Origin of the sequence: Streptantibioticus silvisoli, from assembly GCF_027947535.2 — a bacterium.
Taxonomy (GTDB): Bacteria; Actinomycetota; Actinomycetes; order Streptomycetales; family Streptomycetaceae; genus Streptantibioticus_C; species Streptantibioticus_C silvisoli.
In genome coordinates this window covers 1-15,767 of the sequence record NZ_JAAGKO020000101.1, presented here as the reverse complement: position 1 = coordinate 15,767, position 15,767 = coordinate 1, and the positions used below count along the sequence as shown (strand labels likewise).

Annotated in this window: 10 protein-coding genes; 6 read left to right on the top strand and 4 right to left on the bottom strand. The window is 72.2% G+C overall.

Going from position 1 to position 15,767, the window contains the following annotated elements; translation table 11 throughout:
• Positions 1 to 360: 360 nt before the first annotated feature.
• Positions 361 to 1,569, bottom strand: a complete 1,209-nt coding sequence (locus POF43_RS33605) for a site-2 protease family protein (RefSeq protein WP_271316610.1) — start codon at positions 1,567 to 1,569, stop codon at positions 361 to 363.
• Positions 1,570 to 1,924: 355 nt separating this feature from the next.
• On the opposite strand from POF43_RS33605, the gene POF43_RS33600 reads away from it, so the two are divergent.
• Positions 1,925 to 2,851: a RecB family exonuclease gene (locus POF43_RS33600; RefSeq protein ID WP_271324674.1), complete on the top strand. Its 927-nt coding sequence runs from the start codon at positions 1,925 to 1,927 to the stop codon at positions 2,849 to 2,851.
• 47 nt (positions 2,852 to 2,898) lie between these two features.
• Positions 2,899 to 3,570 (top strand): response regulator, encoded by a 672-nt coding sequence (locus POF43_RS33595; RefSeq protein WP_271316612.1) that lies wholly within the window; start codon positions 2,899 to 2,901, stop codon positions 3,568 to 3,570.
• A gap of 82 nt (positions 3,571 to 3,652) precedes the next feature.
• Here POF43_RS33595 and POF43_RS33590 read toward each other — a convergent pair whose 3' ends face one another.
• The 3 genes from POF43_RS33590 to metH form a co-directional block, all read right to left on the bottom strand.
• Entirely contained in the window at positions 3,653 to 5,251 is a 1,599-nt protein-coding gene (locus tag POF43_RS33590) for an ABC transporter substrate-binding protein (RefSeq protein ID WP_271316613.1), read from the bottom strand.
• A 704-nt stretch (positions 5,252 to 5,955) separates the two neighbouring features.
• Positions 5,956 to 6,657 carry an HAD family hydrolase gene (locus POF43_RS33585; protein WP_271316614.1) on the bottom strand — a complete coding sequence of 234 codons (702 nt, stop codon included), beginning with the start codon at positions 6,655 to 6,657 and terminating at the stop codon, positions 5,956 to 5,958.
• A 264-nt stretch (positions 6,658 to 6,921) separates the two neighbouring features.
• Positions 6,922 to 10,431 carry a methionine synthase gene (gene metH / locus POF43_RS33580; protein WP_271323746.1) on the bottom strand — a complete coding sequence of 1,170 codons (3,510 nt, stop codon included), beginning with the start codon at positions 10,429 to 10,431 and terminating at the stop codon, positions 6,922 to 6,924.
• A 274-nt stretch (positions 10,432 to 10,705) separates the two neighbouring features.
• Between metH and POF43_RS33575 the strand changes: the two genes are divergently transcribed.
• From POF43_RS33575 to POF43_RS33560, 4 genes are all read left to right on the top strand, one after another.
• A complete protein-coding gene (locus POF43_RS33575) occupies positions 10,706 to 11,485 on the top strand; it encodes an IclR family transcriptional regulator (protein WP_271323745.1) in 780 nt (259 codons plus the stop codon).
• A gap of 135 nt (positions 11,486 to 11,620) precedes the next feature.
• Positions 11,621 to 12,412 (top strand): MIP/aquaporin family protein, encoded by a 792-nt coding sequence (locus tag POF43_RS33570; RefSeq protein WP_271315112.1) that lies wholly within the window; start codon positions 11,621 to 11,623, stop codon positions 12,410 to 12,412.
• A gap of 99 nt (positions 12,413 to 12,511) precedes the next feature.
• Positions 12,512 to 14,050 (top strand): glycerol kinase GlpK, encoded by a 1,539-nt coding sequence (gene glpK, locus POF43_RS33565; protein ID WP_271323744.1) that lies wholly within the window; start codon positions 12,512 to 12,514, stop codon positions 14,048 to 14,050.
• A gap of 243 nt (positions 14,051 to 14,293) precedes the next feature.
• On the top strand, positions 14,294 to 15,502 hold the full coding sequence (locus POF43_RS33560; RefSeq protein ID WP_271323743.1) for a PAC2 family protein: 1,209 nt from the start codon (positions 14,294 to 14,296) through the stop codon (positions 15,500 to 15,502).
• The last annotated feature ends 265 nt before the right edge of the window (positions 15,503 to 15,767 follow it).

Below are 15,767 nucleotides of genomic sequence, written 5' to 3'. Positions count from 1 at the left end.
GCCCGACGGCGTCGGACGGCTCGCTGACGCCTTCGGGGTCCCGGGGGGCGCTGTCGGTCCCGGCGGGGTCGGTGACCCCGTGGGCCTCGGCGGCGGCCCGGGCGGCGGAGGTGCAGGGGGTGCCGGGGCTGCCAAGGTGCGGGGGTGCCGGGGATGCGGGGATGCCGGGGCTGCCAACGTGCGGAGGACAAAGGGGTGCAGGGCGCCAGGGGCGGGGCCCTCGGGTGGCCGGCCGGCCGGGCTTCGGGAGCGTCAGGTCCTGCCAGGTGCCCGACACGCCCTGCACATCCGCCTGTCCGCCGAGGCGGCCCTCGGTGCCCACGTCACGGGCCATCCGGGTGACGTACCGCGGCCCGCGGGTCAGCTGCGGGCGGGCTGGGCGCCCATCGCGCGGACGAAGGCGCGTTCCACGTCCTCGGTGGCCAGCACGCCGAAGATCTCACCGGTCGCCTCGACCACCAGGTACTCGGTGGCGGGCGTCTCGCGCAGGGTGTCGAGCAGGTCCTCGCCGCTGAGTTCGGCCGACACCCGCATGCCGGGGCGGATGTCCTGGCTGAGGCCGCTGACCGCGACCCACGGGCGGCGGTGCTCCGGCACGCCGACCACGGCGGCCTCCCGGACCAGGGCGACGGCCTCGCCGTGCCCGTCCACCACGACCAGGGCGCGGGCCCCGGCCTCGCCGGCCTGGCGCAGCGCCTCCGACAGCGGGGTGTCGGAGGAGACCGGGACGGCGCGGCGGGTCAGGGTGCGGGCGCTCAGCTCGGGCAGGTGCTCGCGCAGCCGGGCCATCCGCAGGCTGTTGCCGGCGCCGGTCCAGATGATGGCGGCCAGGATCGCGGCGAGCAGCGCGTCGGTGATGGACCCGGCGCCGCCGCCGGCGTCGTTGCCGCTGGCGTAGGACAGCAGCGGCAGGCCGATCAGCACGGCGACGGCCAGCGCGCGGCCGGTCCACGCGGCGGCGACGGTGCCGGTCATCGGACGGCCGCTGAGCTTCCACACCACCGCCCGCAGCATCCGGCCGCCGTCCAGCGGCAGACCGGGCAGCAGGTTGAAGGCGGCGACGATCAGGTTGCTGATCATCAGACCGGCCAGCAGGACGCCGGGGACGGTGCCCGGGGTGACGGCGAGCATGCCGAGGTAGAACAGCCCGGACAGCACGAGCGACAGCAGCGGGCCGACGAAGGCCAGCACGAACTCACGCCCCGGGGTGTCGGAGTCCTTCTCGATCTCCGAGACGCCGCCGAAGAACTGGAGCTGGATGCGGCGCACCGGCAGCTTGAAGCGCAGCGCCGCGACGGTGTGGGCGAGTTCGTGGACCAGCACGGAGGCGTAGAAGGCGACCGCGAAGAACAGCGAGACCAGGTAGCGGGCGGCGCCCAGCTCCGGCAGGACGCGGCCCAGCTGGTCGCCGAAGACCCAGGTGATGAGCGCGGCGACCAGGAACCAGCTCGGCGCGACGTAGACCGGCACACCGAACGGCCGGCCCATCAGGATTCCGCCACCGGACTCCCTTGGCCGTCTCGGCTTCTTGCCGCCCCCGGACTCGTCCCCGGCGTTCCTTCCGCTCACAGCTGACTTCCGTTCGCTTCTCCGCACCGACGGCGCACGCGCGGCACCAGGCCCGACCGCGCGTCGCACAGCCACCTTTTGTTCGCTTCTCCGCCCGACCGGCGAATCCGCGCCACTCGTCCCGACCGCACCCCGGCGGCCGTCCGTGCGTCGCTCACAGCTGGATCCCCGTCCGGTAGCCCGTCCCCGTCCCCGTCAAAGGTTCCGTTCCCGTTTCTGACGCACCCCACGCGGTGACCTCTCGTTCGGCGGAAGCGGACCCCCGGACTCGATCATGACGTGTGAGGGCGTGTGCGTCGATGGTAACGACGGGGCGGGGCGGTGATGTCGGCGGCAGCCCGTAGGGTCAGGTGCCATGAGTGCCACGTCCCAACTCGCCGTTCCGCGGCCCCCCTCGTCGTTGTCGCCCTCGCGGGCCGGGGACTTCATGCGGTGTCCGCTGCTGTACCGGTTCCGGGTGATCGACAAGCTGCCGGAGAAACCGAGTGAGGCGGCCACCCGGGGGACGGTGGTGCACGCGGTGCTGGAGCGGCTCTTCGACGCCCCCGCCGCCGAGCGTACGCCCGTCCGGGCGACGGCGATGGTGGCCGGCGAGTGGGAGCGGCTGCTGGCGTCGCGGCCGGAGCTGGTGGAGCTGTTCGGTGCGGAGCCGGACGCGCCGGAGCGGCTGCGGCAGTGGCTGGAGAGCGCCGAGCGGCTGGTGGAGCGGTGGTTCGCGCTGGAGGACCCGACGCGGCTGGAGCCGGCCGAACGCGAGCTGTACGTGGAGACCGCGCTGGAGTCCGGCCTGGTGCTGCGCGGCTACGTCGACCGGCTCGATGTCGCCCCCACGGGTGATCTGCGGGTGGTGGACTACAAGACCGGCAAGGCCCCCCGTCCGCAGTACGCGGCGGAGGCCCTGTTCCAGATGAAGTTCTACGCCCTGGTGCTGTGGCGGCTGCGCGGCGTCGTGCCGCGGCGGCTCCAGCTGGTCTACCTCGGCAGTGGCGACGTGCTGACCTACGACCCGGGCGAGGCGGAGCTGCTGGCGGTGGAGCGCAAGCTGCTGGCGCTGTGGGAGGCCATCCGGCAGGCGACGGCCAGCGGCGACTGGCGGCCGACGCCGGGCCGACTGTGCGACTGGTGCGACCATCAGTCCATCTGCCCGGCGTTCGGCGGCACCCCGCCGGCCTATCCGCTGCCGGTGACCGCGCCGGCCGTACCGGACGCCGGCGGTAGTCCCGCGGTGCCGGCCGCCCGGAGCGCGGTGGAGGCGGCGCTGTCGGTGGACCCGCCGTACTGACGGCTGGGCGAGAATGGTCGGTCCGTACGTTCATGTGAGGAGCACCCGTGGCCATCCGCGTCCTGCTGGTCGACGACCAACCGCTGCTGCGCACCGGATTCCGGATGATCCTGGAGGCGGAGCAGGACCTGGCGGTGGTGGGCGAGGCCGGGGACGGGCTCCAGGCGCTGGAGCAGGTGCGCGCCCTTCAGCCGGACGTGGTGCTGATGGACATCCGCATGCCGCGGATGGACGGCGTCGAGGCGACCCGGCAGATCACCGGCCCCGGGCGGGACGGTCCGGCGAAGGTGCTGGTGCTGACCACGTTCGACCTGGACGAGTACGTGGTGGAGGCGCTGCGCGCCGGGGCCAGCGGCTTCCTGCTGAAGGACGCGCCGGCCGCCGAGCTGGTCCAGGCGATCCGGGTGGTCGCGGCGGGCGAGGCGACGCTGGCCCCCAGCATCACCCGGCGGCTGCTCGACAAGTACGCGGGCCGGCTGCCGTCCGGTGAGGACAGCGCGCCGCGGGCCGCCCACACGCTGACCGAGCGTGAGGTGGAGGTGCTGAAGCTGGTGGCCCGCGGGCTGTCCAACGCGGAGATCGCCGCCGAGCTGTTCGTCAGCGAGACGACCGTCAAAACGCATGTCGGACACGTGCTGACCAAGCTCGGCCTGCGCGACCGGGTGCAGGCGGCGGTCTACGCGTACGAGAGCGGCCTGGTGCGGCCCAGCCAGGGCTGAGCGCCGGGCGCCGCGGCCCGCTCCGGTGCGGAGGCGGACCGCGGCACGGTCGCGGCGGCGCGGTGGCGCCGGGGCGCGCCGGTCACTGGGAGACGCCGCGGCCCAGCTCCCAGAACTGCATCTGGGAGCTGGCGTTCAGCGCCCACTCGGTGCCGGTGATGTCCGACTTGGCGGCCAGGTACTGCCGGCCCTGCCACAGCGGCAGGAACGGGATCTGCTCGGCGATGATCTGCTGCGCCTGCTCGAAGTCGGCGGTGAGCGAACCGCGGTTGGCGACCTTGCGCTCCGCCGGGATGATCTGCTTCTCGATCGTGGCGTTGTCGTAGGAGTTGCCGAGGAAGGTGTCCTTGCCGAAGAACGGGCCCAGGTAGCTGTCCGGGTCGGGGAAGTCGGGGAACCAGCCCATGCCGTAGACCGAGTAGTCACCCTTGATGACGTCCGGGTCGTAGGTGCTCCACGGCACGCCCTTGAGGGTGACCTTGAACAGTCCGCTGGCCTGCAACTGCCGCTGGAGTTCGGAGAATTCCGCGGCGGTGGACTCACCGTAGTGGTCGGTGGTGTACGACATGTGCAAGGTGACCGGCAGCGTGATGTGGGCCGCCTGGAGGGTCTGGCGGGCGGCCGTGACGCTGGGGTCGTGGTAGAGGTCGAAGAACGAGTTGGTGTGCCCGACGATGCCCTGCGGGACCATCGAGTACAGCGGCACCGAGGTACGGGCGTACACGTCGCGCACCAGCGCCTGGCGGTCGACGACCTGGGCCACCGCCTTGCGGACCGCGAGCTGGGAGACGGTCGGGTCCTTCATGTTGAACACCAGGTAGCGGATCTCCGCGCCCGGCGCCTCGACCAGGTCGTACTTGTCGGAGGTGTTGTCCTGGAAGCCGGCTATCTCCTGCGGCGTCATGGTGCGGTTGGTCAGGTCGATCGAGCCGGCCTTCAGCGCCGCGACCATGGCCGCGGAGTCCTTGAAGAACCGCAGGTCGATGCGGGCGTTGTTGATGGTGAACGCGCCCTTGTAGTGCGAGTTGGCGGTGAAGACCGCCTGGTCGCCGGCCTTCCACGACGTCAGGCTGTACGGGCCGGAGCCGACCAGCCGGTAGCCGGTGTAGGTCTTCTTCGCCGGGTAGACCTGGTGGTCGACGATGGCGGCGGCCGGCGTGGCCAGCTTGAACGGGAAGGTGGTGTCCGGGGTCTTGAGCTGGAAGACCACCCGGGAGGCGCCCTGGGTCTCGACCCGGTCGACGTTGTCCAGCAGCGACGAGGGGCCGTTGGGGTCGGCGATGGCGATCTGGCGGTCGACGGAGAACTTCACGTCGCTCGAGGTCAGCGGGTCGCCGTTGGAGAACTGGAGCCCGGGGCGCAGGTCGCAGGCGTACGTCTCGCTCGCCCGGTCGGTGAACCCGCAGTGGCTGGCGGCGTCCGGCACGGGCGTGGTGCCGGTGCGCGGGTAGCTCAGCAGGGTCTGGAAGACGTTGCCGAGCACGTTCCAGCCGGCGATGTCGTAGGAGGCCGCGGGGTCCAGCGGGGCTTCCTCGTCCTTGGTGGCGACGATCTGGTCGGTCGTGCCCACGACGATGGTGGCGCCGCCGGTGGCACTGTCGCCGCTCGAACCGCCGCAGGCGGTGAGCACGGGCGCGATCATGGCCACGACGGCCGGCAGCGCCAGTAGCTTGCGGTTCATCCTCGCTGGTCTCCTTGGTCGGCGATGGCTGGTCACTCCGCGCAGAGCGCTACGCCCACGCCCTGTGCTCCCCCGCAGGTTCCGTGCGCCGACCGCACCGGTCTCCGCGCCGTGGGGCGGACTCCCCCGGGCGGTCCGGCTCCTCCCCGCCACCGCACGCCGGACACGCCGGTCCGCGGCGGATCACACCGCGGTCCCGCGCCGTCCCGCCGGTGGCCGCCGGGCCTGCCGCGCCCCTCCGCCTGACGCCGATCCGTGGATCGGACACTGACCAGCTAGGACCCTAATAGGAAGGGCGGACTTCGCCGGAAACCGGCCCAGTTGAAGGCTCGTCACGCCCAGATCACGCGTCATCGCGCTCCGAAATCCGGACAGCGGGGCGTTCTACCCCCGCCATGACCAACCGGGGCACACCGGCCACCGGAACCTGTCGCGACCCGGTCGAAAAGCACAGGTCCCGGACGTTGTCGACAGGGCCGCGAGTGACAAGGATCACCCCTTGCGGACCCCATAACCATCCGGTCGGCCGGTTCTGTGCGCCGACCGCCCGGTAGGGTGTCCGCCCCGCACCGGACCCCCCGGCGGCACGGAGCAGCAGCTCAGCGGCCCGGTGCCGCCCGCGCGACGCCGGACCGCGTTGCCGGAGGCCGGCTTCACGCGGGGAATGCCCGCACCGCCCGCGCGACGGCGGCCGGCGGCCCGGCTCAGCGCCCGGCGGCGGCCAGGTGGCGCAGGAACGCCAGGTCGACCCGTTCCAGGGAGTCGACGACGGTACGGCCCGGGGCCGGCTCGATGGTGACCAGCGACGGGACGGCGACCACCCGGCAGCCGGCCGCCTCGGCGGAGGCGACTCCGGTGACGGTATCCTCCACGACGACGCAGCGCGCCGGGTCGGCGCCCAGGCCCGCGGCGGCCCTCAGGTACGGCTCGGGGTGCGGCTTGGTGCGGTCCAGCTCGTCGCCCGCCACCGAGAGCGCGAAGTTCTCCGGGCCGAGGGACTTCAGCACGATGTCGATGATCTCGCGGTGCGAGGCGGACACCAGGGCGGTGGGCACCCGGTGGGCGGCGAGTTCGGCCAGCAGCCGCCGGGCGCCGGGCATCAGCGGCACGCCGTGGCCGATGATCTCCACGAACCGGGCGTTGATCAGGGTGGACAGCTCCGCGATGCCGAGCGCCACCCCGGTCACCGAGATCAGGTGGCCGACGCTGCGGGTCATCGGGCCGCCGATGACGATCTGCCGGTGTTTCTCGTCCAGCACGTGTCCCAGCCCGGCGAAGACGTCGCTCTCCGCCTGCCACCAGAAGCCCTCGGTGTCCACCAGGGTGCCGTCCATGTCGAGCAGGACCGCCTGGAGGCCGGCGCTGTCGTGGCCCGCGGCCTGCACGGCGGGGACGCTGCTGGTCATCCGGATACCTCCGTAGGGGGACGAAGAGGCCGGCCGTCCCCGCGCCGCAGCACGGAGGTCGACCGGCCTCCACCGGACCGTCGAGTCTACGACGCCGGGCGGGCGATCGCCGGGCGGATACCCGCGGACCCGCCCCGACCTGCGGCGTTCCCCGGCGGAGCGGCCTCGGGCGGACCGGGGAGCGGCGCGGGCGGACCGTCGGCGGGCGGGCCGGGGAGCGGATCGCCGTCGGGCGGGGCGGGCCGGCGGGGCAGGCGGGCGGGGTCAGCGGGCGTTGAAGTACTTCGCCTCGGGGTGGTGGATGACGATGGCGTCGGTGGACTGCTCGGGGTGCAGCTGGAACTCCTCCGACAGCCGCACGCCGATGCGCTCCGGCTCCAGCAGGGCGGCGATCTTGGCGCGGTCCTCCAGGTCCGGGCAGGCGCCGTAGCCGAGCGAGAAGCGGGCGCCGCGGTACTTCAGGGCGAACATGTCCTCCACGCCGGCCGGGTCCTCGCCGGAGAAGCCGAGCTCGGCGCGCACCCGGGCGTGCCAGTACTCGGCGAGCGCCTCGGCCAGCTGGACGGACAGGCCGTGCAGCTCCAGGTAGTCGCGGTAGCTGTCGCCGGCGAACAGTTCGTTGGCCGCCTCGGAGATCTTCGAGCCGACGGTGACCACCTGAAGGCCGATGACGTCGGTCTCGCCGGACTCCTGGGGGCGGAAGAAGTCGGCCAGGCACAGCCGGCGGCCGCGGCGCTGGCGGGGGAAGGTGAAGCGGACCCGCTCGCTGCCGTCGTCGTGCAGCAGGATGAGGTCGTCGCCCTTGGACACGCACGGGAAGTAGCCGTAGACCACGGCGGCCTCCAGCAGGCCGGAGGTCTGGAGCCTGTCCAGCAGGCCGCGCAGCCGGGGGCGGCCCTCGCGCTCCACCAGCTCCTCGTAGGACGGTCCGGTGGAACGGGCCTGCTTCAGCCCCCACTGGCCCTTGAACAGCGCGCCCTCGTCCAGCCAGGAGGAGTAGTCCTTCAGCGGGATGCCCTTGACCACCCGGGTGCCCCAGAACGGCGGGGTGGGCACCGGGTTGTCGGTGGCGACGTCGGAGCGGGCCTGGCCGAGGTTGGGCTCGTCGGCCGCCTCCTGCTCGGCGGCCGGGCGGATCGGGACGCGGCGCTGCTTCAGCTCCGGCAGGGTGGCGCCCGGCACGCCGCGCTTGACGGCGATCAGCGCGTCCATCAGGCGCAGGCCCTCGAAGGCGTCGCGGGCGTAGCGCACCTCGCCCTGGTAGATCTCGTGCAGGTCCTGCTCGACGTAGGCGCGGGTGAGGGCGGCGCCGCCGAGGATGACGGGGAAGTCGGCGGACAAACCGCGCTGGTTCAGCTCCTGGAGGTTTTCCTTCATGATGACGGTGGACTTCACCAGCAGGCCGGACATGCCGATGACGTCGGCGCGGTGCTCCTGGGCGGCGTCCAGGATCGCCGACACCGGCTGCTTGATGCCCAGGTTGACCACGCTGTAGCCGTTGTTGGACAAGATGATGTCGACCAGGTTCTTGCCGATGTCGTGCACGTCGCCGCGCACGGTGGCCAGCACGATGGTGCCCTTGCCCTCGTCGTCGGACTTCTCCATGTGCGGTTCGAGGTGGGCGACGGCCGTCTTCATCACCTCGGCCGACTGGAGTACGAACGGCAGCTGCATCTGGCCGGAGCCGAACAGTTCGCCGACCACCTTCATGCCGGACAGCAGCGTGTCGTTGACGATCTCCAGCGCGGAGCGGACGGTCAGCGCCTCGTCGAGGTCGGCCTCCAGGCCCTTGCGCTCGCCGTCGATGATCCGGCGCTCCAGCCGCTCGTCCAGCGGCAGCGCGGCCAGTTCCTCGGCACGGCCGGCCTTGACCGACTTGGTGTCGACGCCCTCGAACAGCTCCAGGAAGCGCTGGAGCGGGTCGTAGCCCTCGCGGCGGCGGTCGTGGATCAGGTCGAGGGCGACCTCGCGCTGCTCGTCGGGGATGCGGGCGATGGGCACGATCTTCGCCGCGTGCACGATGGCGGAGTCCAGGCCGGCCTCGACGCACTCGTTGAGGAAGACGGAGTTGAGCACCGTGCGGGCGGGCGGGTTGAGGCCGAAGGAGACGTTGGACAGCCCGAGGGTGGTCTGCACGTCGGGGTGGAGCTGCTTGAGCCGGCGGATGGCCTCGATGGTGGCGACGGCGTCCTTGCGGGACTCCTCCTGGCCGGTGGCGATGGTGAACGTCAGGCAGTCGACGATGATGTCGCTCTCCCGCACGCCCCAGTTGCCGGTCAGGTCGGCGATCAGCCGTTCGGCGACGGCGACCTTGTGCTCGGGGGTGCGGGCCTGGCCCTCCTCGTCGATGGTCAGCGCGATGAGCGCGGCACCGTGTTCGACGGCGAGCCGGGTGACCTTCTGGAAGCGGGAGTCGGGGCCGTCGCCGTCCTCGTAGTTGACGGAGTTGATGACCGCCCGGCCGCCCAGCAGCTCCAGGCCGGCCCGCAGGACGTCCGGTTCGGTGGAGTCGAGCACGATGGGCAGCGTGGAGGCGGTGGCCAGCCGGCCGGCCACCTCGCGCATGTCGGCGGCGCCGTCCCGGCCGACGTAGTCGACACACAGGTCGAGCAGGTGGGCGCCCTCGCGGATCTGCTCGCGGGCCATCTCCACGCAGTCGTCCCAGCGGCCCTCCAGCATCGCCTCGCGGAACTTCTTGCTGCCGTTGGCGTTGGTGCGCTCGCCGATCGCCAGGTAGGAGGTGTCCTGGCGGAACGGGACGGTCTGGTAGAGCGAGGCGGCGCCGGGTTCGGGGCGCGGGTCGCGGGGGGCGAGTTCCTGGCCGCCGACCCGCTCGACCAGCTGCCGCAGGTGCTCGGGGGTGGTGCCGCAACAGCCGCCGACCAGCGACAGCCCGTACTCGCGGGCGAACAGCTCGTGCGCGTCGGCCAGTTCGCTCGGCGACAACGGGTAGTGGGCGCCGTCCTTGGTGAGCACCGGCAGGCCGGCGTTGGGCATGCAGGCCAGCGGGATGCGCGAGTGCCGGGTCAGGTAGCGCAGGTGCTCGCTCATCTCGGCCGGGCCGGTGGAGCAGTTGAGGCCGATCAGGTCGATGCCGAGCGGTTCCAGGGCGGTCAGGGCGGCGCCGATCTCGGAGCCGAGCAGCATGGTGCCGGTGGTCTCCACCGCGACCGAGCAGATCAGCGGCAGGTCGATCCCGGCGGCGGTCATCGCCCGGCGCGACCCGATCAGGGCGGCCTTGACCTGGAGCAGGTCCTGCATGGTCTCCACGACCAGCGCGTCGGCGCCGCCGGCGATCAGGCCGGCCGCGTTGGCCTGGTAGCCGTCGCGCAGGGTGGCGTAGTCGATGTGGCCGAGGGTGGGCAGTTTGGTGCCCGGGCCGATCGAGCCGAGCACCCAGCGCTGCCGGCCGTCCGCGGCGAAGTCGTCGGCGACCTCGCGGGCCAGCCGGGCGCCGGCCTCGGACAGCTCGTGGATGCGCTCGGGGATGTCGTACTCGCTCATGGCGCTGTGGTTGGCGCCGAAGGTGTTGGTCTCCACGCAGTCGACGCCGGCCCCGAAGTACGCCTCGTGCACCGAGCGGACGATGTCGGGCCGGGTGACGTTGAGGACCTCGTTGCAGCCCTCGAGGTCCTGGAAGTCCTCCAGGGTCGGGTCCTGGGCCTGGAGCATGGTCCCCATGGCGCCGTCGGCGACCACCACGCGGGTGGCGAGTGCGGTGCGCAGCGCGGTGGCGCGGGTCTGCTGGGCGGACTGTGGGGACGGCGAAGCCATGGGTCACTCCCTGGGATGCGACGGCTGTCGGCTATGCCTGCCCGGTTTCGCCGGGCACGCACCACGTCAGGGTAACGGCCGCTCGGCGCGGCGCCGGGGCGATTCCACGGGTTGGGACGCCGCAGGTGGCCGGATTCCGCCCCTCGCCCGGGTTCGCACCCCCGGTTCTGGCTGCGCCGTCCGAGGGTGGCCGCCCCCCTTTTGCCTACCATGACTGGTCGGCATGATCCGATGCCGTTCAGCATTGTCGACCGGTCGCGCGGAGGTGGTCCTGGTGTCAGGAAGTATCCAGTCGGTGGAGCGGGCGGCCGCGATACTGCGGCTGCTGGGCGGCGGTGAACGCCGGATGGGCCTGACGGACATCGCGTCCACGCTGGGCCTGGCCAAGGCGACCGCGCACGGCATCCTGCGCACCCTGCAGCAGGAGGGGTTCGTCGAGCAGGACGCGGCGACCGGCCGCTACCAGCTGGGGGCGGAGCTGCTGCGGCTGGGCAACAGCTACCTCGACATCCACGACCTGCGGGCCCGCGCCCTGGTGTGGACCGACGACCTGGCCCGCTCCAGCGGGGAGAGCGTCCACCTGGGCGTGCCCCACCAGGGCGGGGTGCTGGTGGTGCACCACGTCTTCCGGCCGGACGACAGCCGGCAGGTGGTGGAGGTGGGCGCGATGCAGCCGCTGCACTCCTCGGCGATGGGCAAGGCGCTGGCGGCGTTCGACCCGGTGGTGCGCACCCAGCTGCTGGCCGCCGACCGCCCGCGGTTCACCGCCCGGACGGTGACCGGCCGGCGCGACGTGGAGGACCTGCTGGAAGTGGTGCGGGAGCAGGGCTGGGCCAGCGACCTGGAGGAGAGCTGGGAGGGGCTGGCGTCGGTGGCCTCACCGGTGCACGACCGGCGCGGGGTGGCGGTGGGCGCGGTGGGCGTCACCGGTGCGGTCGAACGGGTCCGCGAGTCCCGCGACGGCGCGGTACGGCCCGCGTTGGTGGCGGCGGTGCGCGACTGTGCCAGGGCGGTGACGCGCGACCTCGGGGGTGGGCGATTTAGAATAAATTAGTGGTTTTCGGACACCCACGTCGCGAACCCTTGACGCACCGAGGAGGGAGGGCAAAACTGCCGTCCGACGGTCGACAATGTCGAACACTGGACGATATCCGGTTCCGCCATTTCGGACGGAGACAAGGGAGTCGCAATGTCCAACGGCCACATTTTCGTCGGCGAGACGATCGGCACCGCGGTCCTCATCCTGCTGGGCTGCGGTGTTGTCGCGGGCGTCATCCTCAAGAAGTCCAAGGCCCAGGCGGCCGGCTGGGTCGCGGTCACGTTCGGCTGGGGCTTCGGTGTCCTCGGCGGCGCGTACATCGCCAACAGCTACTCCGGTGGCCAGCTGAACCCGGCGGTGACCATAGGCATCGCCATCAAGAGCGGCGAGTGGAGCCAGGTGCCGGTCTACCTCGCCGGCCAGCTGGTCGGCGCGATCATCGGCGCCTTCCTGGTCTGGGTCTGCTACATGGGGCAGTTCAAGGCCCACCTCACCGACCCGGAGGTCCTCGCGGGCGAGGGGCAGGACCCGGCCGGCCCGGTGTCCGCGGGCGCCGACCCCAGCCCCGGCGGACCGGTGCTGGGCATCTTCTCCACCGGCCCGGAGATCCGGCACTGGGTGCAGAACCTGATGACCGAGATCGTGGCCACCACGGTGCTCGTGCTGTTCATCCTCACCCTGGGCCTGACGAAGAACAACGCGCTCAGCGGCCTGGGCATCCTGCTGATCGCCTTCCTCGTGGTCGGCATCGGGCTCTCGCTGGGCGGGCCCACCGGGTACGCCATCAACCCGGCCCGCGACCTCGGGCCGCGCATCGTCCACGCCCTGCTCCCGCTGCCCAACAAGGGCAGGTCCGACTGGGGCTACGCCTGGATACCGGTGGTGGGCCCGCTGATCGGCGGCGCGCTGGCCGGCGGGATCTACCAGCTCGCGTTCGCCTGAACCGCGCCCCACGCCCGGCGGGCCGCACACCGCACCCCGGGCGGCGCGTAACGCGCCGGACGCGGTCATACCGTCACCTCACCGTCCCAGGAGCTTCCCGTGACCGACAAACAGAGCAACTCCTCCCGCGGGCAGGGCCCGTACATCGCCGCCATCGACCAGGGCACCACGTCGTCACGGTGCATCGTGTTCGACAAGGACGGCCGGATCGTGGCCGTGGACCAGAAGGAACACGAACAGATCTTCCCCAAGCCGGGCTGGGTCGAACACGACGCCGCCGAGATCTGGACCAACGTGCAGGCCGTGGTGGACGGCGCCATCGCCCAGGCCGGCCTGTCGAAGAGCGACGTGAAGGCCATCGGCATCACCAACCAGCGCGAGACCACGATGATGTGGGACAAGAACACCGGTGCACCGGTGCACAACGCGCTGGTCTGGCAGGACACCCGCACCGACGTGCTGTGCCGCGAGTTCGGCCGCAAGGGCGGCCAGGACCGCTGGCGCCGCGAGACCGGCCTGCCGCTGGCGTCCTACTTCGCCGGCCCCAAGATCCGCTGGCTGCTGGACAACGTCGAGGGCCTGCGCGAACGCGCCGAACGCGGCGACATCCTGTTCGGCACCATGGACAGCTGGGTGATCTGGAACCTCACCGGCGGCGTCAACGGCGGCGTGCACGTCACCGACGTCACCAACGCCTCCCGCACCCTGCTGATGAACCTGCACACCCTGGCGTGGGAGCCGAAGATCCTGGAGGCCATGGGCATCCCGGAGTCCGTGCTGCCGGAGATCCGCTCCTCCGCCGAGGTCTACGGGCAGGCCGTCGGCGGTTCGCTGGCCGGCGTGCCGGTCGCCTCCGCGCTCGGCGACCAGCAGGCCGCGCTGTTCGGCCAGACCTGCTTCGACGAGGGCGAGGCGAAGTCCACCTACGGCACCGGCACGTTCCTGCTGATGAACACGGCCAACAAGCCGATCAACAGCTACAACGGGCTGATCACCACGGTCGGTTACCGGATCGGCGACCAGGCACCGGTGTACGCGCTGGAGGGCTCGATCGCCATCACCGGCGCCCTGGTGCAGTGGATGCGCGACCAGATGGGCCTGATCCAGTCCGCACCGGAGATCGAGACGCTGGCGCTGACCGTCGAGGACAACGGCGGCGCGTACTTCGTGCCGGCCTTCTCCGGTCTGTTCGCGCCGCACTGGCGGTCCGACGCGCGCGGGGTCATCGCCGGTCTGACCCGGTACGTCACCAAGGCGCACATCGCCCGCGCGGTGCTGGAGGCGACGGCGTGGCAGACCCGGGAGATCTGCGACGCCATGGCGAAGGACTCCGGCGTCGAGCCGACCACCCTCAAGGTCGACGGCGGCATGACCAGCAACAACCTGCTGATGCAGACGCTGGCCGACTTCCTGGGTACCCCGGTGGTGCGGCCGATGGTCGCCGAGACCACCTGCCTGGGCGCCGCCTACGCGGCCGGCCTCGCCGTCGGGTTCTGGTCCGACACCGACGAGTTGCGCGCCAACTGGAAGCGCGCCGCGGAGTGGACGCCCGACATGTCGGAGGAGGACCGCGCCGACCAGTACCGCAAGTGGCTGAAGGCGGTGGAGCGCACCAAGGGCTGGATCGACGAGGACTGACCCACGGGGTCACCCAGCGTCCGCGGGCGGGGCCCGGTGCCGGAAAGCGGCCACCGGGCCCCGCCGCCGCGCGTGCGGGCACCACGCGCGGGCCGCGACGGTCGGCGCGCGCGGGATCGCACCGGACGCGGGGTCTGCGGAGGTGAAGTGCGCACGCCGTAGGCTGGAGGCGCACAAAATGGGGAAGATACAGCTTGCCGCGGCGGACGACACCGAGTCGCCGGGGACGGAAGGAGGCGTTGGGTGATCGAGCTCGAGGGGGTTCCCGAGCTGATCGACCCGGTCATGGTGGCCGCGTTCGAGGGCTGGAACGACGCGGGTGACGCGGCGTCCTCAGCGGTGGCGCACCTGGACCGGGAATGGAAGGGCGAGGTGTTCGCGGCGCTGGACGCCGAGGACTACTACGACTTCCAGGTCAACCGGCCGACGGTGTGGCTGGACGGCGGGACGCGCAAGATCACCTGGCCCACGACCCGGTTGTCCGTGGTCCGGGTCGACGGCCCCAAGCCCCGTGACCTGGTACTGATCCGCGGGATCGAGCCCAGCATGCGCTGGCGCACGTTCTGCAACGAGATCATGGGGTTCGCGCACGAGCTGGGCGTGGAGATGGTGGTGATCCTGGGCGCGCTGCTCGGCGACACCCCGCACACCCGCCCGGTACCGGTCAGCGGCGTCACCTCGGACCCGGACCTGGCCAGGTCGCTGAACCTGGAGGAGAGCCGCTACGAGGGCCCGACCGGCATCGTCGGCATCCTCCAGGAGGCGTGCACCCACGCGGGTATCCCCACGGTCAGCCTGTGGGCGGCGGTACCGCACTACGTCTCCCAGCCGCCGAACCCGAAGGCCACCCTGGCGCTGCTCAACCGCCTGGAGGACCTGCTCGACCTGCGCGTTCCCACCGGCGAGCTGCCCGAGGACGCCCGCGCCTGGCAGCTGGGCGTCGACCAGCTGGCCTCCGAGGACAGCGAGGTCGCCGAGTACGTGCAGTCGCTGGAGGAGGCCAAGGACACCGCCGACCTGCCCGAGGCGTCCGGCGAGGCCATCGCCCGGGAGTTCGAGCGGTATCTGCGGCGCCGCGACGGCCAGCCCGGCGGCTTCGCGTCCGAGGGCGCCGACTCCCGCGAACTGGGCCCCTTCCGCCCCGGCAGGCCCACCCCCCGCGACCGCCCGGCCGGCCCGCCGGGACCCGCGGAGGACACGGCGGACGGTGCGACGGAGGGTGCGGGGTCCGCGTCCGCGGAGAGCGGGGGTTCGGCGGATGTCGGCGGCTCCGCTGCGGATGAGGGGTCCGCGCGCGACAGCGGTCCGGCGGACGGCGGCGGTCCCAGCGGTTCCAGGGGGTCGGACGGCGGCGGTTCCACGGCCGACGGCACGCCCGACGGCGAGGGCACGACGGACGCCGGCGGCACACCGGACGCGGGCGGCTCCACCGATGACGGGGACGACGCGTAACCGCACGAAACGCCCAGCGGCGGTGCTCCCGGGGGTCCGGGGGCACCGCCGCTGAATCGTTCCGCTCCATACGCCCCGACGGGGGTCTCCGACGGGAAGGTCCCGGAGGTCGCCGGCCGGGATCAGTACGTCAGCACCTCGGCGCGTCGGCGCATCGGCGCGTCGGCGCATCGGCGCGTCGGCGCATCGGCGCGTCGGCGCATCGGCGCGTCGGCGCATCGGCGCGTCGGCGCATCGGCGCGTCGGCGCATCGGCGCGTCGGCGC